Source organism: uncultured Eubacterium sp., assembly GCF_937958975.1.
Classification (GTDB): Bacteria; Bacillota; Clostridia; order Lachnospirales; family Lachnospiraceae; genus Eubacterium_G.
This window is the reverse complement of the sequence record NZ_CALGRE010000002.1, coordinates 38886-65634: the sequence shown is the minus strand read 5'-3', so window position 1 is coordinate 65634 and position 26749 is coordinate 38886. Positions and strand designations below refer to the sequence as shown.

Annotated in this window: 34 protein-coding genes; 30 read left to right on the top strand and 4 right to left on the bottom strand. The window is 34.2% G+C overall.

Annotated elements, in window-relative coordinates:
- Positions 1-14: 14 nt before the first annotated feature.
- Positions 15-1928, bottom strand: a complete 1914-nt coding sequence (locus Q5O86_RS00395) for an ABC-F family ATP-binding cassette domain-containing protein (protein ID WP_302625175.1) — start codon at positions 1926-1928, stop codon at positions 15-17.
- A gap of 147 nt (positions 1929-2075) precedes the next feature.
- Here Q5O86_RS00395 and Q5O86_RS00390 point away from each other — a divergent pair, with 147 nt between their 5' ends.
- The 6 genes from Q5O86_RS00390 to Q5O86_RS00365 all read left to right on the top strand — a co-directional run bounded on the left by Q5O86_RS00390 (position 2076) and on the right by Q5O86_RS00365 (position 7449).
- Positions 2076-2705, top strand: coding sequence for a redox-sensing transcriptional repressor Rex (locus Q5O86_RS00390; protein WP_302625174.1), 630 nt, complete (start codon positions 2076-2078; stop codon positions 2703-2705).
- A 29-nt stretch (positions 2706-2734) separates the two neighbouring features.
- The gene (locus Q5O86_RS00385) at positions 2735-4219 is read left to right on the top strand and encodes an NAD(P)H-hydrate dehydratase (protein ID WP_302625173.1); all 1485 of its coding nucleotides are present in this window, start codon (positions 2735-2737) and stop codon (positions 4217-4219) included.
- Between the two features lie 14 nt (positions 4220-4233).
- Complete coding sequence (alr, locus tag Q5O86_RS00380; RefSeq protein ID WP_368074709.1) at positions 4234-5418, top strand: alanine racemase; 1185 nt, start codon at positions 4234-4236, stop codon at positions 5416-5418.
- 81 nt (positions 5419-5499) lie between these two features.
- Positions 5500-5847: a type II toxin-antitoxin system PemK/MazF family toxin gene (locus Q5O86_RS00375; protein ID WP_302625172.1), complete on the top strand. Its 348-nt coding sequence runs from the start codon at positions 5500-5502 to the stop codon at positions 5845-5847.
- A gap of 106 nt (positions 5848-5953) precedes the next feature.
- On the top strand, positions 5954-6682 hold the full coding sequence (locus Q5O86_RS00370) for a YebC/PmpR family DNA-binding transcriptional regulator (RefSeq protein WP_302625171.1): 729 nt from the start codon (positions 5954-5956) through the stop codon (positions 6680-6682).
- Between the two features lie 26 nt (positions 6683-6708).
- Positions 6709-7449, top strand: coding sequence for an HAD family hydrolase (locus Q5O86_RS00365; RefSeq protein ID WP_302625170.1), 741 nt, complete (start codon positions 6709-6711; stop codon positions 7447-7449).
- 72 nt (positions 7450-7521) lie between these two features.
- On the opposite strand, the gene Q5O86_RS00360 is transcribed toward Q5O86_RS00365, so the two are convergent.
- Positions 7522-8121 carry a hypothetical protein gene (locus Q5O86_RS00360; protein ID WP_302625169.1) on the bottom strand — a complete coding sequence of 200 codons (600 nt, stop codon included), beginning with the start codon at positions 8119-8121 and terminating at the stop codon, positions 7522-7524.
- Between the two features lie 196 nt (positions 8122-8317).
- Between Q5O86_RS00360 and Q5O86_RS10870 the strand changes: the two genes are divergently transcribed.
- The 11 genes from Q5O86_RS10870 to Q5O86_RS00300 all read left to right on the top strand — a co-directional run bounded on the left by Q5O86_RS10870 (position 8318) and on the right by Q5O86_RS00300 (position 16182).
- Entirely contained in the window at positions 8318-9118 is an 801-nt protein-coding gene (locus tag Q5O86_RS10870) for a transporter substrate-binding domain-containing protein (RefSeq protein WP_368074708.1), read from the top strand.
- 89 nt (positions 9119-9207) lie between these two features.
- Complete coding sequence (locus Q5O86_RS00345; RefSeq protein WP_302625168.1) at positions 9208-9864, top strand: amino acid ABC transporter permease; 657 nt, start codon at positions 9208-9210, stop codon at positions 9862-9864.
- Positions 9865-9878: 14 nt separating this feature from the next.
- Positions 9879-10664 (top strand): amino acid ABC transporter ATP-binding protein, encoded by a 786-nt coding sequence (locus Q5O86_RS00340; RefSeq protein ID WP_302625167.1) that lies wholly within the window; start codon positions 9879-9881, stop codon positions 10662-10664.
- Positions 10665-10760: 96 nt separating this feature from the next.
- Positions 10761-11147 carry a hypothetical protein gene (locus Q5O86_RS00335; RefSeq protein WP_302625166.1) on the top strand — a complete coding sequence of 129 codons (387 nt, stop codon included), beginning with the start codon at positions 10761-10763 and terminating at the stop codon, positions 11145-11147.
- On the top strand, positions 11113-11547 hold the full coding sequence (locus tag Q5O86_RS00330) for a hypothetical protein (RefSeq protein WP_302625165.1): 435 nt from the start codon (positions 11113-11115) through the stop codon (positions 11545-11547). The genes Q5O86_RS00335 and Q5O86_RS00330 overlap by 35 nt, the downstream gene beginning before the upstream one ends.
- A 52-nt stretch (positions 11548-11599) precedes the next feature.
- Positions 11600-12079, top strand: coding sequence for a 23S rRNA (pseudouridine(1915)-N(3))-methyltransferase RlmH (gene rlmH, locus Q5O86_RS00325; protein ID WP_302625164.1), 480 nt, complete (start codon positions 11600-11602; stop codon positions 12077-12079).
- Between the two features lie 258 nt (positions 12080-12337).
- A complete protein-coding gene (locus tag Q5O86_RS00320; RefSeq protein WP_302625163.1) occupies positions 12338-13009 on the top strand; it encodes a DUF3990 domain-containing protein in 672 nt (223 codons plus the stop codon).
- On the top strand, positions 12990-13631 hold the full coding sequence (locus tag Q5O86_RS00315) for a helix-turn-helix domain-containing protein (RefSeq protein ID WP_302625162.1): 642 nt from the start codon (positions 12990-12992) through the stop codon (positions 13629-13631). Before Q5O86_RS00320 ends, Q5O86_RS00315 begins: the two co-directional genes overlap by 20 nt.
- Before the next feature lie 208 nt (positions 13632-13839).
- The gene (locus Q5O86_RS00310) at positions 13840-14610 is read left to right on the top strand and encodes a transporter substrate-binding domain-containing protein (protein ID WP_302625161.1); all 771 of its coding nucleotides are present in this window, start codon (positions 13840-13842) and stop codon (positions 14608-14610) included.
- A 101-nt stretch (positions 14611-14711) separates the two neighbouring features.
- A complete protein-coding gene (locus tag Q5O86_RS00305) occupies positions 14712-15443 on the top strand; it encodes an amino acid ABC transporter permease (protein ID WP_368074710.1) in 732 nt (243 codons plus the stop codon).
- Entirely contained in the window at positions 15433-16182 is a 750-nt protein-coding gene (locus Q5O86_RS00300) for an amino acid ABC transporter ATP-binding protein (protein WP_302625189.1), read from the top strand. The genes Q5O86_RS00305 and Q5O86_RS00300 overlap by 11 nt, the downstream gene beginning before the upstream one ends.
- 70 nt (positions 16183-16252) lie before the next feature.
- On the opposite strand, the gene Q5O86_RS00295 is transcribed toward Q5O86_RS00300, so the two are convergent.
- Positions 16253-17551 carry a polysaccharide deacetylase family protein gene (locus Q5O86_RS00295; RefSeq protein ID WP_302625159.1) on the bottom strand — a complete coding sequence of 433 codons (1299 nt, stop codon included), beginning with the start codon at positions 17549-17551 and terminating at the stop codon, positions 16253-16255.
- Positions 17552-17663: 112 nt separating this feature from the next.
- On the opposite strand from Q5O86_RS00295, the gene Q5O86_RS00290 reads away from it, so the two are divergent.
- From Q5O86_RS00290 to Q5O86_RS00255, 8 genes are read left to right on the top strand one after another with little or no spacing between them, the layout of a single operon-like run.
- Positions 17664-18509 (top strand): ATPase, T2SS/T4P/T4SS family, encoded by an 846-nt coding sequence (locus Q5O86_RS00290; protein WP_302625158.1) that lies wholly within the window; start codon positions 17664-17666, stop codon positions 18507-18509.
- Positions 18500-19021 (top strand): stage III sporulation protein AB, encoded by a 522-nt coding sequence (locus Q5O86_RS00285; RefSeq protein ID WP_302625157.1) that lies wholly within the window; start codon positions 18500-18502, stop codon positions 19019-19021. The genes Q5O86_RS00290 and Q5O86_RS00285 overlap by 10 nt, the downstream gene beginning before the upstream one ends.
- A 24-nt stretch (positions 19022-19045) precedes the next feature.
- Positions 19046-19240, top strand: a complete 195-nt coding sequence (gene spoIIIAC / locus Q5O86_RS00280) for a stage III sporulation protein AC (protein WP_302625156.1) — start codon at positions 19046-19048, stop codon at positions 19238-19240.
- A 20-nt stretch (positions 19241-19260) separates the two neighbouring features.
- Complete coding sequence (locus Q5O86_RS00275) at positions 19261-19641, top strand: SpoIIIAC/SpoIIIAD family protein (RefSeq protein ID WP_302625155.1); 381 nt, start codon at positions 19261-19263, stop codon at positions 19639-19641.
- 17 nt (positions 19642-19658) lie between these two features.
- Positions 19659-20804, top strand: coding sequence for a stage III sporulation protein AE (locus Q5O86_RS00270; RefSeq protein WP_302625154.1), 1146 nt, complete (start codon positions 19659-19661; stop codon positions 20802-20804).
- A gap of 16 nt (positions 20805-20820) precedes the next feature.
- Entirely contained in the window at positions 20821-21144 is a 324-nt protein-coding gene (locus Q5O86_RS00265) for a stage III sporulation protein AF (protein ID WP_302625153.1), read from the top strand.
- Complete coding sequence (locus Q5O86_RS00260) at positions 21101-21655, top strand: hypothetical protein (RefSeq protein ID WP_302625152.1); 555 nt, start codon at positions 21101-21103, stop codon at positions 21653-21655. The genes Q5O86_RS00265 and Q5O86_RS00260 overlap by 44 nt, the downstream gene beginning before the upstream one ends.
- A 15-nt stretch (positions 21656-21670) precedes the next feature.
- Positions 21671-22312 (top strand): SpoIIIAH-like family protein, encoded by a 642-nt coding sequence (locus tag Q5O86_RS00255; protein WP_302625151.1) that lies wholly within the window; start codon positions 21671-21673, stop codon positions 22310-22312.
- 35 nt (positions 22313-22347) lie between these two features.
- Here Q5O86_RS00255 and Q5O86_RS00250 read toward each other — a convergent pair whose 3' ends face one another.
- Complete coding sequence (locus Q5O86_RS00250; protein WP_302625150.1) at positions 22348-22710, bottom strand: metal-dependent transcriptional regulator; 363 nt, start codon at positions 22708-22710, stop codon at positions 22348-22350.
- 232 nt (positions 22711-22942) lie between these two features.
- Here Q5O86_RS00250 and Q5O86_RS00245 point away from each other — a divergent pair, with 232 nt between their 5' ends.
- From Q5O86_RS00245 to Q5O86_RS00225, 5 genes are all read left to right on the top strand, one after another.
- Complete coding sequence (locus Q5O86_RS00245; protein WP_302625149.1) at positions 22943-23155, top strand: FeoA family protein; 213 nt, start codon at positions 22943-22945, stop codon at positions 23153-23155.
- Between the two features lie 18 nt (positions 23156-23173).
- Positions 23174-23395: a ferrous iron transport protein A gene (locus Q5O86_RS00240; protein WP_302625188.1), complete on the top strand. Its 222-nt coding sequence runs from the start codon at positions 23174-23176 to the stop codon at positions 23393-23395.
- Positions 23396-23483: 88 nt separating this feature from the next.
- Positions 23484-25643 carry a ferrous iron transport protein B gene (gene feoB / locus Q5O86_RS00235; protein ID WP_302625148.1) on the top strand — a complete coding sequence of 720 codons (2160 nt, stop codon included), beginning with the start codon at positions 23484-23486 and terminating at the stop codon, positions 25641-25643.
- A 106-nt stretch (positions 25644-25749) separates the two neighbouring features.
- Positions 25750-25899: a FeoB-associated Cys-rich membrane protein gene (locus tag Q5O86_RS00230; protein ID WP_368074707.1), complete on the top strand. Its 150-nt coding sequence runs from the start codon at positions 25750-25752 to the stop codon at positions 25897-25899.
- A 142-nt stretch (positions 25900-26041) separates the two neighbouring features.
- Positions 26042-26740, top strand: coding sequence for an ABC transporter ATP-binding protein (locus tag Q5O86_RS00225; RefSeq protein WP_302625147.1), 699 nt, complete (start codon positions 26042-26044; stop codon positions 26738-26740).
- Positions 26741-26749: the final 9 nt, after the last annotated feature.

Genomic DNA, 26749 nt, shown 5'->3' with positions numbered 1-26749 from the left:
AAATTGTAATTGAATTATAATTGGTCGGATAATTCTTCCCATTCAATCATTAATTGGTCTAATTTTTCACTAATTTCATTTTGTTCTTTGCTTATCTCGTTTAATTTTGCAGAGTTTGTAGATATTTCCGGATTTTCAAGCATCTCATCTAATTCATTTAAACGGTCTTCATATTTCTTGATTTTTTCTTCCACTTTTGAAATATCGTTTTTCAATTTTCTTATCCTTGCGGCTTCCGCCTTCCTTTCTAAATAATCCTGTTTATTACTTGAAACAGTTTTATTTTCCTGCTTTTTGGCTATTTCAGGGGCATAAGTAGCAGTTAACTGTTCGCGTTTTTCCTCATAATAATCATAATTTCCCAGGTAATTAATTAATTTTGTGTTTGTAAGTTCTAAGATGCGACTTGCAGTCTGGTTAATAAAATATCTGTCGTGTGAAACATAAAAAACAGTTCCGGTGTAATTGTTGATAGCATTTTCTAAGATTTCTTTTGAAACCATATCCAAGTGATTGGTAGGCTCATCTAATATAATTAGATTGGCTTCTGATAACATCAGTTTTGCAAGAGATAAACGTCCCTTTTCGCCACCGCTTAAGTCGGCTACTCTCTTAAATACATCGTCACCTGTGAACATAAAGGCTGCAAGTGTATTTCTGATTTTTGTGTTTGTCATATCAGGATATGCATCTGCAATTTCTTCAAATAGAGTATTATCATCGGAAAGATTATGATGTTCCTGGTCGTAATATCCAATATGGACATTTGTTCCCAGCTTAACAGTTCCGAAGTCTGCATCTATCAGGTTATTAATAATTTTTAAAATAGTGGTTTTTCCGGTTCCATTATCTCCGATAAGTGCAACATGTTCCCCGCGCTTAATCTCAAAATTGAGCCCCTGAAAAAGCAGGGTGTTGTAAGACTTTCCTAAATTTTCAACGGATAGTACATCATTTCCGCTGATAATATCCGGTTCTAGAATAATGGTCATACTCTCAGTAAAATCAGAAGGCTTATCGAGGATTTCCATTTTGCCTAATGCTTTCTCTCTGCTCTCGGCACGTTTATAAAATTTTTCCTGTTTATAAGAACGAAGCCTTGCAATTACCTCTTCCTGATGCTTGATTTCACTTTGTTGCTTTAAATAAAGATTCATCTGTGCTTCACGCATTTTCTTTTTCTTAATGGCAAATTGTGAATAATTTCCATCGTATACATAACATTTGTGATTTTCGATTTCAATAACTTTCGTCACGATCTTATCCAAAAAATATCTGTCATGAGCTATGATTAAAACGGCTCCATTATAATTTAAAAGATATGTCTCCAGCCATTTGATAGAATTTAAGTCTAAGTGGTTGGTAGGTTCATCCAGCATAATAATATCGGGTTTTTCCAATAAAAGTTTACACAATGCTACGCGGGTTTTCTGCCCACCGGATAAAGTTCCGACCTGCTTATTAAAATCCTCTGCCGTAAATCCAAGACCTTTGATAACTCCTTCAATTTCACTTTTGTAAGAGTATCCGTCTAGCATTTGGAAACGGTGTTCAAGATTGGTATAGGTTTCCATCAATTTGTGTAATTCATCTCCTGAAACATTTGCCATTTCTTTTTCATATTCCATGAGCCGCTGTTCCATAGTGATAAGATTCTGTTTTACGGATTTGACTTCGTCGTATATCGTATTGTGTGAACTCAAATCCTGATACTGTGCCAGATAGCCGATAGTTTTATCTTTTCCGACAGTGACAGTACCGTCGTCTGCTTTGAGTTCTCCCATAATTATTTTCATTATGGTAGATTTTCCGGCGCCATTATTTCCAACGATGGCAGCCTTTTCATTGTCATTGACAAAAAAAGAACAGTCGTGGAGGATTTCTTCTACACCGTATGATTTGTATATGTGATTACATGATAATATCATTTGTTTTCTCCTGAAATCATTATTTTTTCCTGCAAAATAGTCTATCATAAATTAGAAAAATATGAAACAAAATAGAATGATAAATATTTGACAATGTTTGTTGATATACTTATAATTAACTATAATAAAGGATTCGAGGAGTTAACAATGAACAAAATTTCAAAGGCTGTTATTTCAAGACTGCCAAGATATTATAGATATTTAGATGAATTGAGACAGGAAAAGATTGAACGAATTTCATCAAAAGAACTGAGCCGGCGAATGAATGTGACTGCATCTCAGATACGTCAGGATTTGAATAACTTTGGAGGTTTTGGACAGCAGGGATATGGTTATAATGTTCAATATCTCTATGAAGAAATTGGAAAGTTATTAGGTCTTGGTGTAACCCATAGAATGGTTATTGTGGGCGCAGGCAATTTGGGGCAGGCAATTGCAAATTATGGAAATTTCAAAAACAGAGGATTTGAGATTATAGCATTATTTGATAAAAATCCTGAGCTGATAGGAAAACAGACAGCGGGTGGAGAAATCTTAGATATAGAAAAGTTATATGACTTTGTAAAGGAAAACAATGTAGAAATCGTGGCTCTGACATTACCAAAGGAGCCGGCAAAAAAAGTGGCGGAAAACCTGGCAGCGTGCGGCGTAAAAGCATTTTGGAATTTTGCGCATACAGACCTTGGAGTTTCGAGTGATATTATTGTAGAAAATGTGCATTTATCAGAGAGTCTTATGAAACTGACATATAGATTATCGGAAAAAAACAGCATTTAATGTGTTTTGCAAAAGTACAGGAGTGACTTATGAAAAATATTGTTACGGGAACAGATATGAAAAAAGTGGATTCGTATACAATCAATGAAATTGGAATCCCTTCGGTTGTTTTGATGGAAAGAGCGGCTTTAAGTGTTGCAAATTTAATTGAGAAAAATGAGTATAAATATAAGAAAGTAAAAACAATACAGGTCATTGCAGGTATTGGAAATAATGGTGCAGATGGTCTTGCCATAGGAAGGATGCTATATCTTTTAGGGCATAGCATCTGCATTTTTGTTCTGGGAGACATAGAAAAAGCAACAGATGAGTTTAAATTACAGATGGATATCGTAAAAAATCTTGGTATTGAGGTGACAGACAGCCTGATTGATGCGGATATTGTGGTCGATGCGATTTTTGGAGTAGGATTATCCAGAGAAGTGAGCGGAAAATTTGCCGAACTGATTGATGAGGTAAATAAAATGAAAAACATTATTTATGCCGTAGATATACCATCAGGAATTAATGCAGATACTGCCGAAGTGATGGGAAAAGCTGTGAAAGCAAACTATACAGTGACATTTGGAAGTCATAAGGTGGGAACGGTATTATATCCGGGAGCAGAATATTGTGGTGAGGTTACAGTTAGTGACATAGGCTTTCCTGAAAGAGCATATGACTTGCAGATAAATCGGGTAAAGTATGCGACGGGAGAGGATTTGTCGTGGATTCCCAAAAGAGCAAATTATTCTAATAAGGGGACATATGGGAAAATACTGATTATAGCGGGCAGCAAAGATATTTCCGGAGCAGCTGTGTTGTGTGCAAAAGCTGCTTTTCGGGCAGGTGCGGGTTTGGTAAGAGTATTTACCCATGAAAATAATAGGGAAATTATTGGAAGATTATTGCCTGAGGCCATGATAAATACTTATAATACAGAAAAATTTGATTTTAAAATATTGGAATCCTGTTTAAAATGGTGTGATGTAGTGGCTGTTGGACCGGGACTTGGAATTGGAACCGTGCAGAAAATGATTGTGGAAAAGGTAATCGAGTCTGGAATACAGGCCGTTATTGATGCAGATGGAATCAATAATGTAGCCGATGATGAAAGAATCAAAAAGAAGCTTCACAAGAAATTGATATTAACACCACATCTTGGAGAGATGGGACGGTTTATTCATAAACCGGTGAAGGATATTGCTAAGCATTTGATACAATATGCAAAAGATGCAAATTATAAATATGGTGTAAATATTATATTAAAAGATGCCAGAACAGTTATTGCCACTGAAGGACAGGTTTACATTAACCTTACAGGAAATAGTGGGATGGCAACAGCCGGAAGCGGTGATGTTCTTACAGGAATGATTGCGGGATTGATAGGGGTTGGAACAGACTTTAATAAAGTATCTTTCATTGCACCGTATGTACATGGTTTGGCAGGAGACAGGGCGGCAGAAAAGGTCTCAAAGTCAGGGCTTATGGCAAGTGATATAATTGAAGAATTAAAAAATATTATTATAGATTAATGGAAAGTGATGTTATGGAGATAGAGAAATACTTTAGATGTTATGCGACAGTCGATTTAGATTGTATTTATAAAAACATTGATACAATGAAGAAGAGATTAAACAGAGAAACGGGTATCATAGCTGTGATTAAGACTGATGGTTATGGACATGGAGCTGTCCCAATTGCTAAAGCTTTAGATGATGTATGTGAAGCTTTTGCTGTTGCTACAGTCTATGAGGGACATAATTTGAGAAGGCATGGAATTGATAAACCCATATATATTCTGGGGTATACCGCAGAATGTACTTATGACATGCTGATAGATGAGGATATGCTTCCGGCAATTTTTTCTTTAGAGATGGCATGCAGGTTATCAGAGCATGCAGTAAAAAGGAACAAGACAGCAAAGATAAACATTGCAGTAGATACAGGCATGAGCAGAATCGGTTATATTCCGGGAAAAGAAGCGATAGATGAGATTGTACATATTTCAAAATTGCCGGGAATAAAAATAGAGTCTATTTTTACACATTTTGCTAAGGCAGATTATAGAGATAAAAGTTTCACACAAAAACAGTTTAAAGAATTTAGCAGTTTTGTCAGTGAATTAGAGAATAACGGAGTTTCGATTCCAATACATCAGTGTGCGAACAGTGCTGCAATGATGGAAATGCCGGAGACATCTTTAAACCTTTCCAGAGCCGGTATATCTATGTATGGTTTATATCCATCAGATGAAATGGACAGGGGGAATATGAAATTATGTCCGGCAATGTCCATTTATAGCCATGTTGTACATGTAAAGGAGATTGAAAAAGGAAGGGGCATAAGTTATGGTCAGACATTCATTGCGGATGATACTATGAAGATTGCCACAATTCCGGTTGGATATGGAGACGGATATCCAAGAAATCTCAGTAATAAGGGATATGTTCTTATAAATGGAGAGAGGGCAAATATTGTTGGCAGGGTGTGTATGGACCAGTTTATGGTGGATGTAACTGGTATGAATGTTAAAGTTGGAGACTTAGTTACTCTTGCAGGAAAGGATGGCAATGAGGAAATAAAAATAGACGATTTATCGGTACTTGCAGGAACATTTAATTATGAGTTTGTCTGCGATTTAGGAAAGCGTGTTCCAAGAGTTTACTTAAAAGATGGAAAGGTTGTTGGAACAAAAGATTACTATGATGATGACTATAATATAGAATTTTAAATAATATTTTGAATACACATTCCAAAAAGTGGAATACTATAACTAATAAGAAAAGAGATGAGTTAATTTGGAGTGTGAAAAATGGTAATCAGAAGAGGAGACATATTTTATGCTGATTTGAGACCTGTGATTGGCTCTGAACAGGGAGGAATCAGACCAGTGCTAATTATTCAAAATGATACGGGGAACAGGCATAGTCCCACAGTTATTGTTGCAGCAATAACTTCACGCATGACGAAAGCAAAATTGCCGACACATGTTAAAATAAATAAAGAAAATTGCGATATAGTAAAAGATTCAGTAATATTACTTGAACAGCTTAGAACAATTGACAAAAAAAGATTGAAAGATAAGGTCTGTCATTTGGACAATGATATTTTGAAAACAGTAAATTCAGCATTGCTTGTTAGTCTGGAACTTGATACATAAAGAAAAGCGAATAGGGCAAGTTGACTATTAAAATAGAAAATGATAAACTTTCTATTGGATTAAAAGATAAAAGAAAAATAAAGCGATTACGGAAGAGAGGGTAATTATGTCAGGACATTCAAAATTTGCGAATATTAAACATAAGAAAGAAAAAAATGATGCTGCGAAAGGCAAAATGTTTACGATAATAGGTAAGGAAATTGCAGTTGCAGTAAAAGAGGGTGGAGCAGACCCAAATAACAACAGTAAATTGAGAGATGTTATTGCAAAAGCAAAAGCAAACAATATGCCAAATGATACCATTGAAAGGGGCATTAAAAAGGCAGCAGGGAATGCGAGTGCCATTAATTATGAGACAGTAAGATATGAGGGCTATGGGCCAAACGGCATTGCGATTATTGTAGATGCTCTTACAGACAACAGAAATAGGACAGCTGCGAATGTAAGAAACTGTTTTACAAAGGGAAGCGGAAATGTCGGAGCACAGGGATGTGTATCATATATGTTTGATGAGAAAGGTCAGATTATTATAGATAAAGAAGAGTGTGATATGGATTCCGATGAACTGATGATGATGTCAATTGATGCAGGAGCAGAAGATTTTGCAGATGAAGAAGATAGCTATGAGATTATTACTGCACCGGAAGAATTTAGCAATGTGCGTGAAACCTTAGAACAGGCCGGTGTAAAAATGGCAGAGGCAGAGGTGACAATGATTCCACAGAATTATGTGGCATTGACGGATGAGGAAGCGATTAAGAAAATGAACATTATTATTGACAGATTAGATGAAGATGAAGATGTTCAGCAGGTATATCATAACTGGGATGAATAATTTATTAGAATAATATAGGATAAAGAATGAATACGGTACTTTTTGATTTGGATGGAACATTGCTTCCAATGGATATGAAGGAATTTACAGATACATATATGCTTTTATTAAGCAACAGGCTCGATACTGCCGGTTACGATGCAAAAAAAATTATTGCGGCTTTGTGGGTGGGAGAGAAGGCCATGGTTCAAAATGACGGTCTTATCACAAATGAAGAATGTTTCTGGAAAGCTTTTGAGAATTTTATGACAGATGGCAATGGAAAAATGGAATCAAAAGTAAAAAGAAAATTAGAAAAAGAAATCACAAAATTTTATAAAGAAGATTTTGGAGTGGCAAGGTATGTGACACATGCTGTCGATACGGTGGCAGAGAGTGTTGAGATATTAAAAAATAAGGGATATCAGCTTGTAGTTGCCACAAATCCTATATTTCCGGAAATTGCCATTTTAGAACGGTTGTCATGGACAGGGGTAGATGTTTCAGATTTTAGATTGATAACGACATATGAAAATTCATGCTATGCAAAACCGAATTTGAATTATTATAGATACATATTAAAAGCAATTGACAAGGACCCGGAAGATTGCCTGATGGTAGGAAATGACGTACACGAGGATATGTGTGCGAGACAACTTGGAATAGATGTTTTTCTTATTGATGGCAATATTATAAATGAATATAACGAAGACATATTTGATTTAAAGAAAGGGAGTTGGAATTTATTTAAAGAGTACGTTTCTAATTTGCCCGACTTGAATCAGTGATTTAAACATCAAAAAATCCCAATGCAATTATTCATGCATTGGGATTTTTTGATGTTTACTAATTTAGATATTTTATTCTTCTGTCTCATATAGTTTTTGATATATTTGTTCTGTATATTCGTAGATTAAGGATTCGTCTGCGTTTTCAAATTCATGCATAAGCGCTTCTTTTATTTTGTCGGCACGGTTAAAATAAAGCAATTCCATTGACTGGGATAAATCTAAATCATTGTCTATTTGTTGAATTGTTAAATTTTCGTCTGCCCATGATAAAATGTTTTTGATAAGATTGTCTTCCTCTTCAGCATCAATTTTAACTTGTTTTGCATGCATAAAAGAGACAATGCCTGCAACGATAAATATAATAAATACACCTCCCATAATCGTATTAAACAGCCAGGCTGTTTCAGAACTAAGTGGAAGAGGAATGATTTCAGCGAATACCAATATCATAAATAAGAGTCCTGCAATACCTACAAAAAGCATGGTTGAAGCAGAGGATATGATATCATTGTATTTATCAGATAAACGTACAAAAGATGGAACGTCATTGTCTATGAAATCATATAAATGGTCTGTAGAAGTTTTTTCGTCCATTTCTTCCACCTCAATATTATTTGTCATAGCATTTTCGGGTGATGTGTCGGTTTTAACATTTGTGTTTTCTTCCATAAGCATACTCCTTTCAATATACTATTTTATATAATTATATAACAATAAGCACGTTATCACAAGTAACTTCTCGTTTTAAAACGGTATAGCAGATTCCTTCGAGAGTTTGACATTGTGGTGTGATTATGGTATATTTTGCTTAGTTTAGTGTGGTAAAGTGGCAGTACACTATATTTAATAAAAAAGGAGAGAAAAAATGAAGAAGAAAATTGCTTTATTGTTATCAGTTGCTATGGCAGCAACTTTATGCTTAGCCGGATGCGGAAGTAAATCAGGAGATGCATCTAAGGAAGAAAAGAAAGTTTATGCTGTAGAGTCGGGTTCAGCCGGAGAAAAAGTTGCTAAGGAAAAGAAATGGAAGATTAATTCTGTGACTTCACAGGCAGATGCTCTGATGGAAGTAAAATCCGGTACATCAGATGCGGCTATTATTGATTTACTTATGGCTGGAGCTATGATTGGGGAAGGAACAAGTTATCCTGACCTGAAATATACGGACCAGCTTACAACAGAGGAATATGGTATTGGATGTAGAAAAGGTTCAGATTTAGTATCATATATTAATGCTTTTTTGGCAGATACATATAGTACCGGAGAAATGAAAAAGGTTGCAGAAAAGTATGGAGTACAGGAAGCATTAGTGGAGCAGAAGGAATGTCAGTATGAGGCAGCAAAAAGTGACAGTGATGTAGAGTATATCAAAGAAAAAGGTGATTTAGTTGTAGGTATTACAGAATTTGAGCCAATGGATTATCAGGACAAAGATAAGAATTGGATTGGATTTGATGCAGATATGGCTTCACTTCTAGCAGAAAAGTTAGGAGTAAAAGTTAAATTTGTAGTAATTGATTGGGATACAAAGGCAATGGAATTAGATTCCAAGAATCTTGATGTTGTCTGGAATGGTATGACATTAACGGATGAAGTAAAGAATGCAATGGATTGTACAAATGCTTATTGTAACAATGCACAGGTTGTCGTTGTTCCATCTAAGTAATAATAAAAGAATTAAATAGTAAGTAAAGGCAGAGGGTTCAAAGCTCTCTGCCTTATGTTGCTAAAAAGAACTGGTAAGGGAGAAATCATATGTTTTGGGAAGTAACGCAGTTACTATTAAGTGGACTTGGGACGACGATAGAAATTTTTGTCCTGACTCTTTTGTTCGCATTGCCGCTTGGTTTATTGATTGCCTTTGGTGCGATGAGCAAACTGAAAGTAATAAGATATTTTGTACAGGTGTTTGTATGGATTATCAGAGGAACACCGCTTATGTTACAGCTCATTATTATTTTTTATGGACCGGGACTCTGGCTTGGACATAATATATGGAGTGGAGATGAGTCAGGGCGAATTATGGCTACTGTTGTAGCATTCGCAATAAATTATTCCTGTTATTTTTCAGTAATCTATAGAGGCGGAATTGAAGGGGTTCCGGCTGGTCAGAGAGAAGCTGGGCAGGTGCTTGGAATGACGAAAACACAGATATTCTTTAAAATAACACTCTTACAGATGATTAAAAGAATTGTTCCACCGATGTCAAATGAAATCATCACTTTAGTTAAGGACACTTCTCTTGCAAGAATTATAGCAGCTTATGAACTAACATTTACCGGATTTGCTTTTATGAAATCGGATGGAATCACATGGCCTCTGTTCTATACAGGTGTATTTTATTTGGTATTTGTAGGAATACTTACGTTATTATTTAGTTACATAGAAAAAAGATTGGATTATTTTAAATAAGGAGGTGCTTAGAAATGGCAGTTTTAGAAGTGAAAAATATTGAAAAACATTTTGGCAGCACCAAAGTATTGAAAGATATTAGTTTTGACCTTGAGGAAGGACAGACGTTAGCTATTATTGGTTCGTCAGGTTCGGGAAAAACGACATTGCTGAGATGTCTGAATTTTTTAGAGACACCGAATGGAGGAACAATTGATGTAAAAGGTGAAAAACTGTTTGATGCAAGTTTTAAAAGTTCGAAAAAAGATAAAGATTTGCGAAAGAAACGTTTGCATTTCGGAATGGTATTTCAGTCATTCAATCTTTTTCCACAGTATACGGCGCTCGAAAATGTGATGCTTGCCGAAAGATTACTTGCCCAGGAGAGGGAAGATTTTAAACAGAACAAAAAAGAAATTTTAGTACAGATTGAGGAGCATGGTAAAGAACTTTTAGCGAGAATGGGACTGGCAGACCGTATGGATCATTATCCACATCAGCTATCAGGTGGTCAGCAGCAACGCGTGGCTATCGCAAGAGCATTGGCGCTTCAGCCGGATATTCTTTGTTTTGATGAACCTACGTCTGCATTGGACCCTGAGCTTACAGGGGAAGTGCTAAAGGTAATCAGAGGGCTTGCCGAAGAAAATACGACGATGATTATTGTTACCCATGAAATGGCGTTTGCCAGAGATGTAGCTGATACTGTGATTTTTATGGACCAGGGCGTCATTGTCGAGCAGGGAGAAGCAAAACAGGTCATTAATTCTCCGAAAGAAGAGAGAACGAAACAGTTTTTGAATCGATATAATCAGGGATAAGAGACTATAATAAAAAATGGACACTTTCACCGTATATTTTTTATGATAAAATATAATAAAACAGTATTGATTTACAAATGTGAAGGGAGATTTTTTATGAGATTAAAAAAAGGTTTGGCACTTTTATTGAGTACAAGTATGGTATTTGCAAGTGTTACAAATATTGCATTTGCAGAAGAAAATACGAATGAAGAAAATGCTTCGGTTTATTCATTGACAGTAAATGGGGAACAATTTTCTGAAGAAAAGAGTGAAATTCAGTGCGGAAAGGGAACCGCAAAGTTTGACAATGACACGTCAACTTTGACCTTGAATAATGCGGAAATTACTGAAATTTTAGGTTATTCCGGAGGATGTATATCATTTCAGCTTGATGAATTAAAAATAGTTCTTGTAGGAGAAAATACAGTTACAAATAAATATAATACCGGAATTAGTGCTACAGGTAATGTCACAATTATGTGGCATTTCTTATGGAAATAAAGTAAAACCAGTGGAAACTACAAAAGAACCGGAGAATGAAGAAACGACAACTGAGAAACTGAATAAACCGGTAAAACCTGTTGAAACATCGGCAAGAACGGTTAAAGTAGCAAAAACAAGGTGTAAAAAAGCGACTAAAAAATATAGAAATACTAAGATAAAGATTTCTTTGAAAAAGATATCCGGAGTGAGTAAATATCAGATTCAGATATCAAAATCAAAAAAATTTAAAAAAGTTTTGGTAAGAAAGACAGTTAAAAAGGCAAAGTTTACGATAAAGAGTAAAAAAATAAAAAATAAGAAAAAACTCTATGTAAGAGCGAGAGCAATAAAAATTGTGAATAAAAAAGAATATCGAGGAAAATGGTCAAATGCCAAACGAGTGAAAGTGAAAAAATAGTATAGGCATTTCATCGATAAATCATCACATAATTTTATGGAACAGTTTTAATATGAAAATTACAGTATTGTGCGTTGGAAAAATTAAAGAAAAGTTTTATATACAGGCAATTGAAGAATATGCGAAAAGACTGTCTAGGTATTGTAAATTGGAAATCATCCAGGTTGCGGACGAAAAAACGACAGAAAACAGTACAGAAACAGAGATGAATCTGATAAAACAAAAGGAATCAGAGAGAATCTTAAAGCATATTACTGGAGAGGAATATGTAATTACTCTTGAAATACAGGGAAAGATGTTGGATTCAGTAGAATTGGCAAAAAAGATTGATTCTTTGGGAATTGGTGGAACGAGCCATATTGTCTTTGTGATTGGAGGTTCTTTAGGGCTTCATAAGAATGTATCGGATAGGGCAGATTTAAAACTGAGTTTTTCCAAAATGACGTTTCCACATCAGTTAATGCGTGTAATATTATTAGAACAGATATATAGAAGTTATAGAATTATACATCATGAGCCGTATCATAAGTAAATGAGGTTTTTTGGCAGATATATATAATGACTGATAGAGTTGGAGTAAATAAGGATAGTTTTTTTAAAAGAATATATGAAAAAATATAGAGGGTATCTCTTAGATGTATAGGTTGTTTGACCTATCGTTTTAGAGATACTCTCATATTATTTTGCTGTTTTATTGATTTTATAAGGGATAATCAAATATAATGTTGACATTATACTCCCAAAGGAGTATACATAAGATATAACAGTAATATTTTTAAGGAGAATATGGATGAAACTATATCATGGTTCCCAAAATATAATAAAGTGTCCTCAATATGGTTATGGAAAAAAATATAATGATTATGGTTATGGATTTTACTGCACAGAAAATATAGATATGGCAAAAGAGTGGGCTGTTTCGTTAGATAAAGACGGATATGCTAATATTTATGAACTAAATATAGATTCTTTGGATATTTTAAATTTAAATGATGAAAAATATTGTATGTTGCATTGGCTTGCAATTTTATTAGAGAATAGAGAGTTTGAAGTCAATTCTCCTTTGGGGTTTGAGGCGAAAGAATACATAAGAAATAATTTCTTAGTTGAATATCGAAACAAAGACATCATAATAGGATATCGGGCAGATGATAGTTATTTTTCCTTTGCACAGGACTTTATAAATGGTGTGATATCATATCGTCAATTATGTAATGCAATGTATTTAGGAAAATTAGGAGAACAGATTGTTCTAAAAAGTAAAAAAGCGTTTAATAAAATTAAATTTTTAGATTATGAAATAGCTTTTAGTAATGAATGGTTTTTAAAGAGGAATAGTCGTGATAAAGAAGCGAGAAGAGAATATTTTAATATTGAAAGAAATAAGCGTAAAAAAGGGGATATTTATATAATAAACATAATTGATGAGGAGATGAAAAGTAATGATGAACGCTTACGATAAAATATATTTGGAGAGTGCAAGAAAATCATTAGCCCGAATGTGTGATTATGCCGTTTATGATTTAAAGTATGATTTAGAAGAATTTTTTGATATGTTTATAAAATCTTCTTATGCAAAGCGGTTTGAGCATGGAGAATCTAACGTAGTAGCAGGACATTCAGGAGTTGAACTCGCATATGATATTCTGGATGAAACAGGAAAACTTTCGTTGAGAATTGAACCGCAGTATACCATGAATAAAAGCAAGGAATATTGGCTTGGTTGGGCACTAGCGTATTATCAATGGTATACGGGTTTATCGTTTGCAGAAATAATAAAATATGTTCCGATTAAAAAAATATTGAAATTATATTCTCCATATCATGAAATGGATGTCAGACATTTTGTAGATAAAATGAATGAATTATATTGGGAGACAAAGAAAGAAACAAATCTAAAAATTAGAAGAAAAAAATTGGGAATAAGTCAGAGTAAGTTGGCGGAATTGACAGGAATAGCAGTAAGAACGATTCAACAGTATGAGCAAAGACAGAGGGATATAAATAAAGCAAAGGCTGAATATTTGGTTATATTAGCACGTGTACTTTACTGTAATGTGGAAGATTTGATGGAAAAAGTGTAGCATTTATAAGTATTATCCATATCATAATAGTTGCTACTTAGCAGAGGTGCAAAAAAAAATTCTTACGAATTTGTGCTTTACGAGAGGGTTCGCTTGCGAACTCTTTGTTTTTATGTTGAAATAATATTCAAAATTATGTATAATTATGAAAGTGTTATTTTATAGAAAACCAATGAAAACACAGAATAAAAATAAGAGGAGGCATGAAATGAAGAAAATTATTTCATTAGCAATGGCGCTTGTTCTTTGCACATCTTTATTATGCGCATGTGGCAGTGCCGGTTCAGAAGAAAAGAAACCAAAACTTACTATGGCAACAAACGCAGAGTTTCCACCATATGAATATATGGAAGGAGAGAAAGTTATAGGTATCGATGTTGACATTGCTCAGGCGATAGCAGATAAGCTTGATATGGAACTTGTGATTAGTAATATCAATTTTGATTCAATTATACCATCTATCACAGCCGGAAAAGCTGATATCGGAATTGCAGGAATGACAGTGACACCGGAAAGACAGGAAAGTGTTGATTTTACTGATTCTTATGCAACAGGAGTACAGGTTATCATTGTAAAAGAAGGTTCAGATATTAAGACAGCAGATGATTTATTCAAAAAGGGTGCAAAAAATAAAATAGGTGTTCAGATGGGAACTACCGGAGATATTTACTGTACAGATGACATTCAGAGCAAGGGACTTGGAACAGTTGAGCAGTACAATAAAGGAGCAGATGCGGTTCAGGCATTGGTTAGTGGAAAGATTGATTGTGTTGTAATCGACAATGAGCCTGCAAAAGAGTTTGTTAAGGCAAATGAGGGGCTTAAGATTCTTGATACAGAATATGTAACAGAAGATTATGCTATTGCAATTGCAAAGGATAATACAGAATTAAAGGACAAGATTAATAATGCATTAAAGGAACTTATCGATAGTGGAGAAGTTCAGAAGATTCTTGATAAATATATCACAGCAGAATAATACATAGAATATTAAAGGCTGCCGTTAAATAAAATAACGGCAGCCTTTAAAAAGAGGTAGAAATGCACAATTTTATTAGTAATTTATTTTTGAAAATGGATATGATTCCGGCTATTAGTTTAAAAAGACAGTTTGAGTTGGCATTTTTAGAAAAAGATAGATGGAAGTTATATATTACCGGACTGGAAAATACATTAATTATAACATTTGGGGCTCTCTTAGTAGGGGTATTAATCGGAGCCTTGATTGCTGTTGTCAGAACAACATATGATAGAACATATACAGAAATGAATAAAGGAGCCGGAAAAGCATTTTTGGCAATTTTTAATTTGCTTTGTAAAATTTACCTGACGGTTATAAGAGGAACACCGGTAGTAGTTCAGATAATGATTATATTTTTTATCGTATTTGCAGGTGCCAGTACAGACGCCAATTTGGCAATAGCAATTTTAGCTTTTGGAATTAATTCCGGTGCCTATGTTGCAGAAATATTCAGAAGTGGAATTATGTCTATCGATATCGGTCAGACAGAGGCAGGAAGGAGTCTGGGATTTAATTATACGCAGACAATGTTATTTGTCATTATCCCTCAGGCTTTTAAAAATGTTCTTCCAACTCTGGGAAATGAATTTATCGTTTTGTTAAAAGAAACATCTGTATGTGGATATATAGGTTTAATGGATTTGACAAGGGCAGGAGATTCTGTCAGAGCAGCAACTTATTTAGCTTTTGTACCTTTGATTGTGGTGGCAATTGTCTATTTAGTTATGGTTATGTTCTCTACCTGGCTTCTTGGAAAATTGGAAAGGAGGCTGAGAAATGATGAACGATAGTTTGAAGTCTCTAATAAAAGCAGAGGGAATAAAAAAATACTATAAAGGCGGAAAAATCAAGGCTCTTGATGGTGTGAATCTGGAAATAAATAAAGGGGAAGTGGTAGTTATTATCGGGCCTTCCGGTTCCGGAAAGTCGACGATGCTTCGCACCTTAAATCTGTTGGAGGTTCCAACAGAAGGAAAGATTATTTTCGAAGATGTGGATGTTACAGATAAAAAAATAAATATTAACAAGCATCGTCAAAAGATGGGAATGGTATTCCAACATTTTAATCTGTTTCCTCATATGACGGTTTTGAAAAATATGACGATTGCACCTATGAAATTATTGAAAAAATCTAAAGAGGAAGCGACAGCTAAAGCGATGAGTCTTTTAAAGACTGTTAACTTGGAAAACAGGGCAGGGGCATATCCGGCACAGTTATCAGGTGGACAAAAGCAGAGAGTTGCAATTGCAAGAGCTTTATGTATGGAGCCGGACGTTATGTTATTTGACGAGCCGACATCAGCGCTTGACCCGGAGATGGTAGGAGAGGTATTAGCAATTATGAAAGATTTGGCAAGTCAGGGAATGACGATGGTTGTTGTCACTCATGAGATGGGATTTGCCAGAGAAGTGGCATCCAGAGTTATTTTTATGGATGAAGGAAGAATTATTGAAGAGGGAACTCCTTCGCAGATTTTTGATAATCCAAGAAGCGAGAGAACAAAGACTTTCCTATCTAAAGTATTGTAGATAAAGAGTGATTATAAAAAATGTCTATTGCATTCTAAGAAGAAATGCAATAGACATTTTTTATAGATTTTTATTTGTCATAACGCGGTCCATAGTACATTACGCCATTTTTCATTTTCTTTCCTTTTACAGCGTATAATTCGCTGATTGTTACCATTTCATAACCTTTTTTTCTAAGCTTTGGCAATGCCTTGATAAAGCCCTGTACAGACGTCTCATGGATATCATGTAATAGTATAATTTCTCCGTCACCGGCTTTATTTAAAATGGTTTTCTTTACATAGTTTGCATTTTTATATTTCCAGTCTTCCGTGTCAACAGACCAGTAAATCATTGGAACACCGGCATTTTTGCTTACGGTTTCGTTATAATTTCCGTACGGAGGTCGGAGAACTGTAGGGTTCTTGCCGGTTATTTTTTTTACGGCTTTGTTTGTCTTAGAAATTTCACTGATAATTTCTTTTTTTGAAAGTGTTTTTAAATTTTTGTGAGCATATGTATGACTGCCAACTTCCATACCGAGTTCATATTCACGTTTCAGCTGACTACTGTAGGAATCAACACGGTTTCCGAGAACAAAGAATGTAGCTTTACTATGATATTTTTGGAGAGCATCTAATAAAGTATCGGTATATTCTCCCGGACCATCATCAAAGGTAATTGCAATATACTTTGTTTTTTGCACAATAACTTTACATTTGACAGATTTGTTGGAGTATTTTGATGTGAGCTTAATATATGTTGTTCCGTTTGATTTTCCGGTAACTACACCCTTTTGATTTACCGTGGCAATTTTATCATTATTACTACTCCAAATAACAGGCTCAGAAGCGTAATTTTTGCGATTTTTCCTGCTATATGTAATTGTAGGTTTCAGTGTTCTTTTATCGCTTTTATTGAGCCTCATTTGGTCTTTATCAAGTTTAAGGCTTTTAATAGCATTATATGGTTCCCGCACGATAACTTTGCATCGTGCTTTCACTGCTCCGCTTTCGCTTCTGCATATTATGTAAGTTTTTCCGGCTTTTATTGCCTTTACTTTTCCTTTGGAAGTGACGGTGGCAATAGAAGGGTTTTTACTGGTCCATACATAAGATTCGTTTTTTAAAGAGGTATTTTTTCCGTATTTCACTGTAGCTTTTATAACACTCTTTTTGCCTTCTTTTATTGTAATCGAAGTGTGGTTTAATTTGATTTTTGTTATCGGGTTATATGCGAAAGCTGTTGAAGCTTCTGTTGTTTCTACAGCTTCCTCAGCATTTAAGCTGTGATTCGATGAAATGCCTATGAATACCATAGACGCTGATAAAACAATGATTGTAAAGCATAAAATCAAAACCTTATACAAATAAGTCTTTTGTTTATTCATTCTCATTCCTTCTTTCTTTTGTTATTTTATTTTAATTTTACAGTAGATAAATTTAAAAGTAAATAGAATAATCTATTTATTTGTTCATATATTTTTGATAAGGAGAATGAAAATGAGAGAGATATCAAATTATTTTAATGAAAAAATTCGAGGCTGTATTCAATCTTTGTGTCATAAGAACAGTATTACAGAAATAAGAATGAGGATTGGAAAACCTTTGATTATTAATTTTATTAATAATGAAGTTGTCTTAGAGCATGTAATTGTCACAGAAGGTGATATTAAAGATACATTTAATATTGCAACAGAGTATTCTGCATATGCGTATGAAGATAATATTAAAAACGGTTTTTTATCTGTTCCCGGAGGACATAGAATTGGTTTTGGAGGCGTAGCAGTGACCGACAATGGAAGTATAACAGGATTAAAAAATATTATGTTTTTAAATATAAGAGTGTGTCACCAGATTGAAAATTGTTCATTTGATGTATATAAAAAAATTCATTTAAATGAGAGATTGAGACATACTTTAATTATTTCGCCACCGGGATTGGGAAAGACTACTTTATTAAGAGATTTAATCAAAAACATTAGTAATAATAAAAGAGGGACAAGTATTTGTGTCATAGATGAAAGAAATGAGATTGCGGGAACCTTTAGAGGAATCCCAACAATAGATTTAGGAAAAAGAACCGACATTATTAGTAACTGTAATAAGAAAGATGGAATTTTAATGGCAGTGAGAGCAATGGGACCACAAGTTATTGCTGTAGATGAAATTGGTGGTACTGAGGATATGACTGCGTTAAGGTATGCGAGTGTGAGTGGAGTGGTTGTAATTGCAACCTTGCATGGGGAAAGTGTTGAAGATGCAAAAAATAAAATGGGACAAGACCTTTTAACATTTTTTAAAAATATAGTTGTAATTAAAGAAAAGGGTGAATACATATGTTATTAAAAATATGTGGATGCATAATGATAGTCTGCGGCTGTAGTGCAATTGGGTTTTCATTGGGAAACGATTACGTTTTAAGGATAAAACATTTAGAGAGAATGAAAAAAAATCTGTTACTGTTAGAAGGCGAAATTAAATATTGCAATTCAGGAATCGTCGAGGCATTATCTAAAATATCCAGACAATCGGGTGGTATTTTTTCGATTTTTTTTGAAACAATTGTCGATGATTTGACACAGAATAATAAGACGTTAAAGGAGGCGTGGGATGCCTCGGTACAAAAAAATATAAAAAATCATACCAAATTGACAAATCAGGATATTCGTATCATAGGTGAATTGGGGGAATGTCTGGGAATTACTGACAGAGAAACTCAGATTCATAATATAGAAAATACAAAAAATCAGATTGACAGTATTATTGGTGAACTTAATAAAATCAAGACAGAAAAATGTAAAATATACAGAACATTGGGTGTTGTTGCCGGAATGTTTATAGCGATAGTTTTACTATAAATATATGAAAGGCAGAAAATGATTATGGAAATAAGTTTAATATTTAAAATTGCGGCAGTAGGAATTATAGTTTCGGTAGTGAGTCAGATTTTAAAACACAGTGGTAGAGAGGAACAGGCATTTCTTACCAGTCTGGCAGGTTTAATTCTTGTATTGATGTGGATTGTACCGTACATATATGATTTATTTAAAACAATTCAAAAACTTTTTGATTTATAGATAAGAGAGCGGGTAAAGATATGTTGACAATTGGGATTATAGGAATGGTTGCGGTTCTTCTTGCCATTCAGTTTAAATCAATAAAACCTGAATACGGTATTATGATTTCTGTGATAGCCTGTATATTTATCTTTTTATATTCTCTGTCGAGGGTCTCGGATATCGTAGAAGTTGTGGACAGGCTTTCGGGACTTACATCAATTAGCAAAGAATATATTAAAATTCTATTGAAAATTACAGGAATTACGTTTATCTCAGAGATATCATCTGATATTTCAAAAGATTGCGGTTATACAGCTGTAGCAAATCAGATACAGATTTTTGGAAAATTAACAGTGTTAGTGATTAGTCTGCCGGTCTTTGTAGAATTGATTTCGGCTGTCAGCAATCTGTTGACATAATAGTAGTTGGGAAGAGTATGGGAAAAAAAGTATTTATAGTTTTTGTTTTGATATTTATATATAGCGGATTACTTGTACCAGTGCAGATTCATGCTGAGGATATTTTGGATGAAACAGAAACATATATTTCTATAGAGGATTTTGATATAAAAGAAAGCAGTAAAGCCCTAAAAAAGAATGGGTATGAAGACTTAAATATTAAAAAGATGCTGGATGAAATTATGAATGGTAACATTTTAGAAGTAATGAAAAGCTGTGCAGAAACCATATATCAAAAAACAATTGGGGATATCAGTCTGGTGGAGAAAACGTTGGGAAATCTTTTGTTAATTGTAATTATATCTGCTTTTTTTACTAACTTTGCAAATGTTTTTTCCAGTGAAAGTATATCCGGAACCGGATTTTATATCTGTTATTTGTTAATTATAACGCTAATGATAACATTATTTGACAGTTTTTGTATCCTGGCATCAGATTTTGTAAAGCTGTTATTAGATTTTATGTGTGGAATTATTCCGGCATATTTTATTTCGATAGCAATAACAGGACAAGTTTCTGCTGCGGGTTTTTACCAGCTGACACTTGTTATTATAGGCGTTGTAGAGTTTATCTTTATCAATATTTTGATTCCTTTAATAAAGGTATATGTATCAGTAAGCCTTGTAAATAATATTTCTAAAGAAGACTTTTTGTCCAAAACAACAGACATTATAAAAAATTTTGTGAATTTTATTAATAAAACGATTGTGGGAATTGTTGCTGGATTAAATATAATTCAGGCATTAATACTGCCGGCTGTTGACGGGGCAAAAAATACAGCGGTAAGAAAAGTGTTAGGCGCTTTGCCGGTTGTGGGAGATAGTACAGATGCTATGACAGGAATCGTTTTAGGTTCCGTAAATTTAATAAAAAATACAATCGGGGGATTTACAATTATTATGATAATCGTATTTTGTGCAGTTCCCTATCTAAAAATACAACTATATTCAATATCGATGCAGATTGGAGCCGCAGTGGTACAACCAATTGCAGACAGAAGAATTATAGGCAGTATGGGATGTGTACAGGAGGGAATTAAAATGTTGACTAAAGTGATTGTAGGAGCAGCACTTTTATTTATTATCAGCATTGCAATTATTTGTTTGGTGACGGGAAAGGAATAAGAGGGGAGAGAAGAGAATGGAATTTGTTTATGGATATATTAAAAATATTTGTATATTTATGCTTGTTATTACATTAATTTTAAATATATTTCCGGAAAAAAGTTGTAAAAAGTATATTAAACTATTTGCCGGCTTGCTGCTTTTATTAATTATTTTTAATCCCATTATTCATATAAAAAATTCTAAATTGGACATTGGTAAAATGATTGAAAAATACTATAAAGTAAATATTGATTTCAATACAAATTACGAGGGGGATATGGAAGAAATTCAGACCAAAATGTTTGAGAGGATTAGTGAAAAATATGAAGAGCAATCTGAAGAAAATAAAGGAAATTAAAAATATTGGAAAAGAAAAATTAATTCTTTTAGTTGTGGCAGGAATATTGTTGATAGGAGCTTCATATTTTGAAAGTGAGAGGAATGTAGGGAAGACAGAAGAAGTTACAACAATTGGCAAAGAGAGAGAAGAAAATTATCAGAGCGGCTTGGAATCAAAAGTTACCAATCTCATTGGAAGCATAAAAGGAGTATCTAATGTTTCGGTTATGATTACTTTGAAATCAGGTAATGAAAAGGTACTAAAGGAAGATAGTGAAAATTCAGTATCAAACAGTAAACAGGAGAATAATAATGAAAACAGTAGCAGTCAAAAGAGAAGTACAGTAATTTTTGAAAATGAAAATGGAGAAAATCCTTATGTGGTGAAAGAGATTTATCCTGAAGTTGAGGGAATTGCTGTAATGGGAAAAGGAATATCAAATTCATCAAAAAAAGAAGAGATAATAAATATGTTATCAGCATTGTTTGACATTCCGGTACATAAAATATCTGTAATAGAAATTGGTTAATGACGAGGGGGTAACATGAAAAAAATATTTAAAAAGAACCAGTTTATAGTAACATTTCTTGCAGTTCTAATTGCTGTAGCAGGATACCTAAATTATGCGGACAATAACGATAAGAAAAAAGAAGCTGCCCAGGCAAATGGTGATACATATGAGTCAATTTATTCCGAAGACAGTCTTTTGACTGGAAAAGGTGATATCGACAGTTTAGATGGCGAAAGTGAAACGGAAGCAGAGGATAAGAAAAATGAGGAGGATACAACACAGGAGCCGGGTGCAGCGGTGCTCACAAATGGTATGTCAATGAATTCGTACATGGCACAGGCAAGACTTGACAGAGAACAGATACGTTCAAAGAATAAAGAAACATTATTAGAGGTTATTAACAATAATGATGTCAGCGAAAGTGAAAAGAAGAAGGCTGTAAAATCTATGGTTAAGCTGACAGAAGTGAATGAGAAAGAAAATACAATTGAAAGCTTATTGAAAGCCAAGGGATTTACTGATGTAGTTGTGACAATCAGTGATAAACAGGCAGATGTTATAATTAGTGATGCAGAAGTTGATGACACGAAAAGAGCTCAAATAGAGGATGTTATAAAAAGAAAAGCAGGAGTGACAGTAGACAATATAACGATTACACCAACACAGAAACAGTAATCATAGTGACTCTAAAAGCACGGTTTGCCGTGCTTTTAGAATTTTACATGTTTTTTTATTGCTTCAAAACTTTCTTTACTGATAACGTGTTCAATACGGCATGCATCCTGAGCTGCGATTTCTTTGGAGACACCAAGATGTTCCAGGCATGATGAGAGAAGTTCATGTCTCTCGTAAATCATTTCCGCAATTTCCTTTCCCTCATCGGTTAAGTAGATAAAACCGGCATCAGTAACAGTTATTTGATGTTTTTCTCTTAAGTTTTTCATAGCGATGCTTACACTGGATTTTTTATAGCCGAGCTCATTGGCGATATCCACTGAACGTACGACCGGAAGTTTTTTGCTTAAAATAAGTATTGTTTCTAAATAGTTTTCCGCCGATTCATTACTTTTCATAATTGTCTCCTAAATATTAAAGATAAAGAAATTATAACACGTTATAATTTTAAATTCAAATTTTGTAAACTTATACGAAAGTAGAAAATAGTTTTTCAGCAATAATTGACAAAATAAACAAAAATTAGAAAAAGCTAAAATAAATTATTGACATCTAATATGAGTTAGCATATACTAACTTAGAAAAGAAAATAAGATGTATTTATTACAAAGATGAAAAAGAGAGGGTGGTATGATGCCTTTGACAATGGCCAAAGAGGGTGAATCAAATATTATCAAAAGAGTATCGGGAAAAACGGAAACAAAAAAATTTTTAGAGAGTCTTGGTTTTGTGGTTGGCAGTGCAGTTACTGTTATTACGCAGATGGGAGGAAATGTTATTGTTAATATCAAAGACTCCAGAGTTGCCATAGGGAAAGATATGGCAAATAAAATAATGATATAATATGGAGAGGAGTACCTTATAATGACGTTAAGAGAAGTAAAGGTGGGTCAGACAGTCAGAGTGAAAAAACTGATAGGTGATGGTCCTGTAAAAAGGAGAATTATGGATATGGGAATTACAAAGGGCGTCAATGTTTTTGTGAGAAAAGTCGCACCTCTTGGTGACCCGGTTGAGGTTACGGTGAGAGGATATGAACTATCGCTCAGAAAAGCGGATGCCGGGATGATTGAAGTGGAATAATTTTTTTTACTCATTAGTTAGTTGAAACTAATTAAAAATAGAAACAACAAACAAGTTTATTCTTATAATATTTAGAAAGGAAGTAAATATGTCAACGAAAATTGCATTAGCTGGAAATCCAAACAGCGGTAAAACGACATTGTTTAACGCATTGACAGGCTCCAATCAGTTTGTTGGAAACTGGCCAGGTGTCACAGTGGAAAAGAAAGAAGGAAAACTTAAGGGATATAAAAATGTAACCTTGATGGATTTACCTGGAATTTATTCATTGTCTCCATATACATTGGAGGAGGTTGTTGCAAGAAATTATCTGATACATGAGAAACCGGATGCGATTATCAATATAGTTGATGGTACAAATATTGAGAGAAACCTGTACCTTTCGACTCAAATTATGGAGTTGGGAATACCGGTTATTATGGCGGTTAATATGGCGGATGTCATCGAAAAAAAAGGTGATAAAATACATATGAAACAATTGAGCGAAAAGTTAGGCTGCGAAGTTGTTGAAATATCGGCATTAAAAGGAAAAGGAATAAAAGAACTTGCAGCAAAAGCTGTAAAACTTGCAGAAAATGGAAATGCAAATAAAATCGCTCACCGATTTTCGGAGAGTGTCGAAAAAGTTATCAAAGAGACAGAGTCGCTTTTAGGAAACGACGTTTTGGATGAACAAAAAAGATTTTTTGCTATAAAACTTTTAGAGAGAGATGACAAAATTGCGGATAATATGACAATGATTCCGAATGTTGAAAAACAGATAAAGGAATTGGAAGATGATTTTGATGATGATACAGAGAGTATTATCACAAATGAGAGATATGTATATATATCATCTATTATCAAAGACTGTTGTACAAAAAATAGTGATAAGAAAATGACAACATCGGATAAAATTGATCGTATTGTCACGAACAGATGGCTGGCACTCCCAATATTTGCAGTTGTTATGTTTATTGTATATTATGTTTCTGTAACAACGGTAGGAACTATTGTTACAGATTGGACCAATGATGTATTGTTTGGTGAAATTATTCCACCGGCTATAGAGAAAGGCTTAGAAGCTATTAATTGCGCAGGTTGGTTACAGGGACTGATTCTTGATGGTATTGTTGCCGGTGTGGGAGCGGTGCTGGGTTTTGTTCCGCAGATGCTTGTATTATTCATATTCCTGGCTTTTTTAGAAAGTTGTGGGTATATGGCAAGAGTAGCTTTTATAATGGATAGAATTTTTAGAAAATTTGGACTTTCCGGAAAATCTTTTATTCCTATGCTGATTGGAAGCGGATGTGGAGTACCGGGAGTGATGGCGTCAAGAACGATAGAAAATGACAGAGATAGAAAAATGACAATTATGACAACAACATTTATACCTTGTGGAGCAAAGCTTCCAATTATTGCTTTGATTGCAGGAGCGTTGTTTGACGGTGCGTGGTGGGTATCACCGAGTGCTTATTTTGTTGGTGTTGCAGCAATTATTATTTCTGGTATTATATTAAAGAAAACAAAAATGTTTGCGGGAGAGCCTGCTCCGTTTGTAATGGAACTTCCGGCATACCATTTGCCTACAGTGGGAAATGTACTGAGAAGTATGTGGGAAAGAGGATGGTCATTCATCAAAAAGGCAGGTACAATTATCTTACTCTCAACTATTTTACTCTGGTTCTTAATGAACTTTGGCTGGGTCAATGGAAGCTTTGCAATGCTTGATATGGAAACACAGCTTGACAATAGTATTCTTGCAAAGATTGGCGGAGTTATTGCTCCAATATTTGCACCACTTGGCTGGGGAGATTGGAAGATGGCAGTGGCAGCGGTGACAGGTCTTATCGCAAAAGAAAATGTAGTCAGCACATTTGGTATGTTGTTTGGGTTTGGCTCAGAAATTGCAGAAGATGGTCAGGAAGTATGGGGAAGCCTTGCAGGAAGTCTTTCGGCATTGGCGGCTTATTCATTCTTAGTTTTCAACCTTTTGTGTGCTCCATGTTTTGCAGCCATGGGGGCGATTAAGAGAGAGATGAATAATAAAAAATGGTTTTGGTTTGCTATCGGTTATCAATGTGTTCTGGCTTATTTGGTAGGACTTTGTGTATATCAGATTGGTATGTTGGTAACAGGAGCGGCATTTGGTATTTGGACTGTAGTAGCTTTTATCATTCTATTATGCTTTTTATATCTATTGTTCAGGCCATATAAAGAGAGTAAATCATTTCAAATAAATATTAAAAATACAGCAAAAGCAAGATAGTTTTTGTGAAAAAAGCCATTTTGAATAAATTATAAAGTATGTAAGACAGAAACCTGACTGGGCATCTGCGTTTCTGTTTTGCAGACACTATTGCAAGGAGGTTCATATGAACGGTACTATAGGTACATTTATTGTTTTAATTCTATTAGTTTTAATCATATGTTTGGTTATAAGAAGTATGATTCGTGATAAAAAGAAGGGAAAATCTCTCCAATGCGGTGGTGATTGTAAACATTGCGGCGGACATTGCCATTAAAATACGATGTTTGATTCAAAGAGGAGGCAGCTAAAGTATATGGATTCTTATACATTAGCTGAATCCTCTTTCTTGTTCTGTAGAAATATGTTTTGTTATTTGTTAATATTGTACATAATTTAATATTTGAGGAGGAAAAAGTATGTTCTTGCAAATCAGTAATATAAGAAAAAGTTTTGGAATTGGTGAAAATCAGATGGAAGTGCTGAATGGAGTAAGTTTTGAGCTGGAAAAAGGCGAAATGTGTGTGCTTCTTGGTCCATCCGGTTCAGGAAAATCAACGCTACTAAATATTATTGGGGGAATAGATGAGGCTGATAGTGGATACATCAGTATTGATGGGGAAAAGATGGTTGATATGAAAGAAAAAGAATTGACCAGGTATAGGAGAAAGCATTTAGGGTATGTTTTTCAGCTTTATAATTTGATTCCGAATCTAAATGTGAAAGAAAATATAGAGATTGGCGCTTATTTAAGTGACAATCCACTTGAGATAAATGATTTGCTAAAGACACTTGGACTTTATGAGCATAGATATAAATTACCGAATCAATTGTCGGGAGGACAGCAGCAAAGAACAGCTATTGGACGGGCAATTGTGAAAAATCCCGATATACTTTTATGTGATGAACCAACAGGAGCGTTAGATTATAAATCATCAAAAGATATTTTAAAGCTAATTGAAGAGGTAAATAAAAAATATGGAAACACAGTAATTATAGTAACACATAATGATGCAATAAAAAATATGGCTGATAAAGTTATTCAATTAAGGGATGGAAAAATAAGAAATATTTGTGTAAATAATAATAAAATGTCTGCAAAAGATTTGGAATGGTAAGGCGGTGAT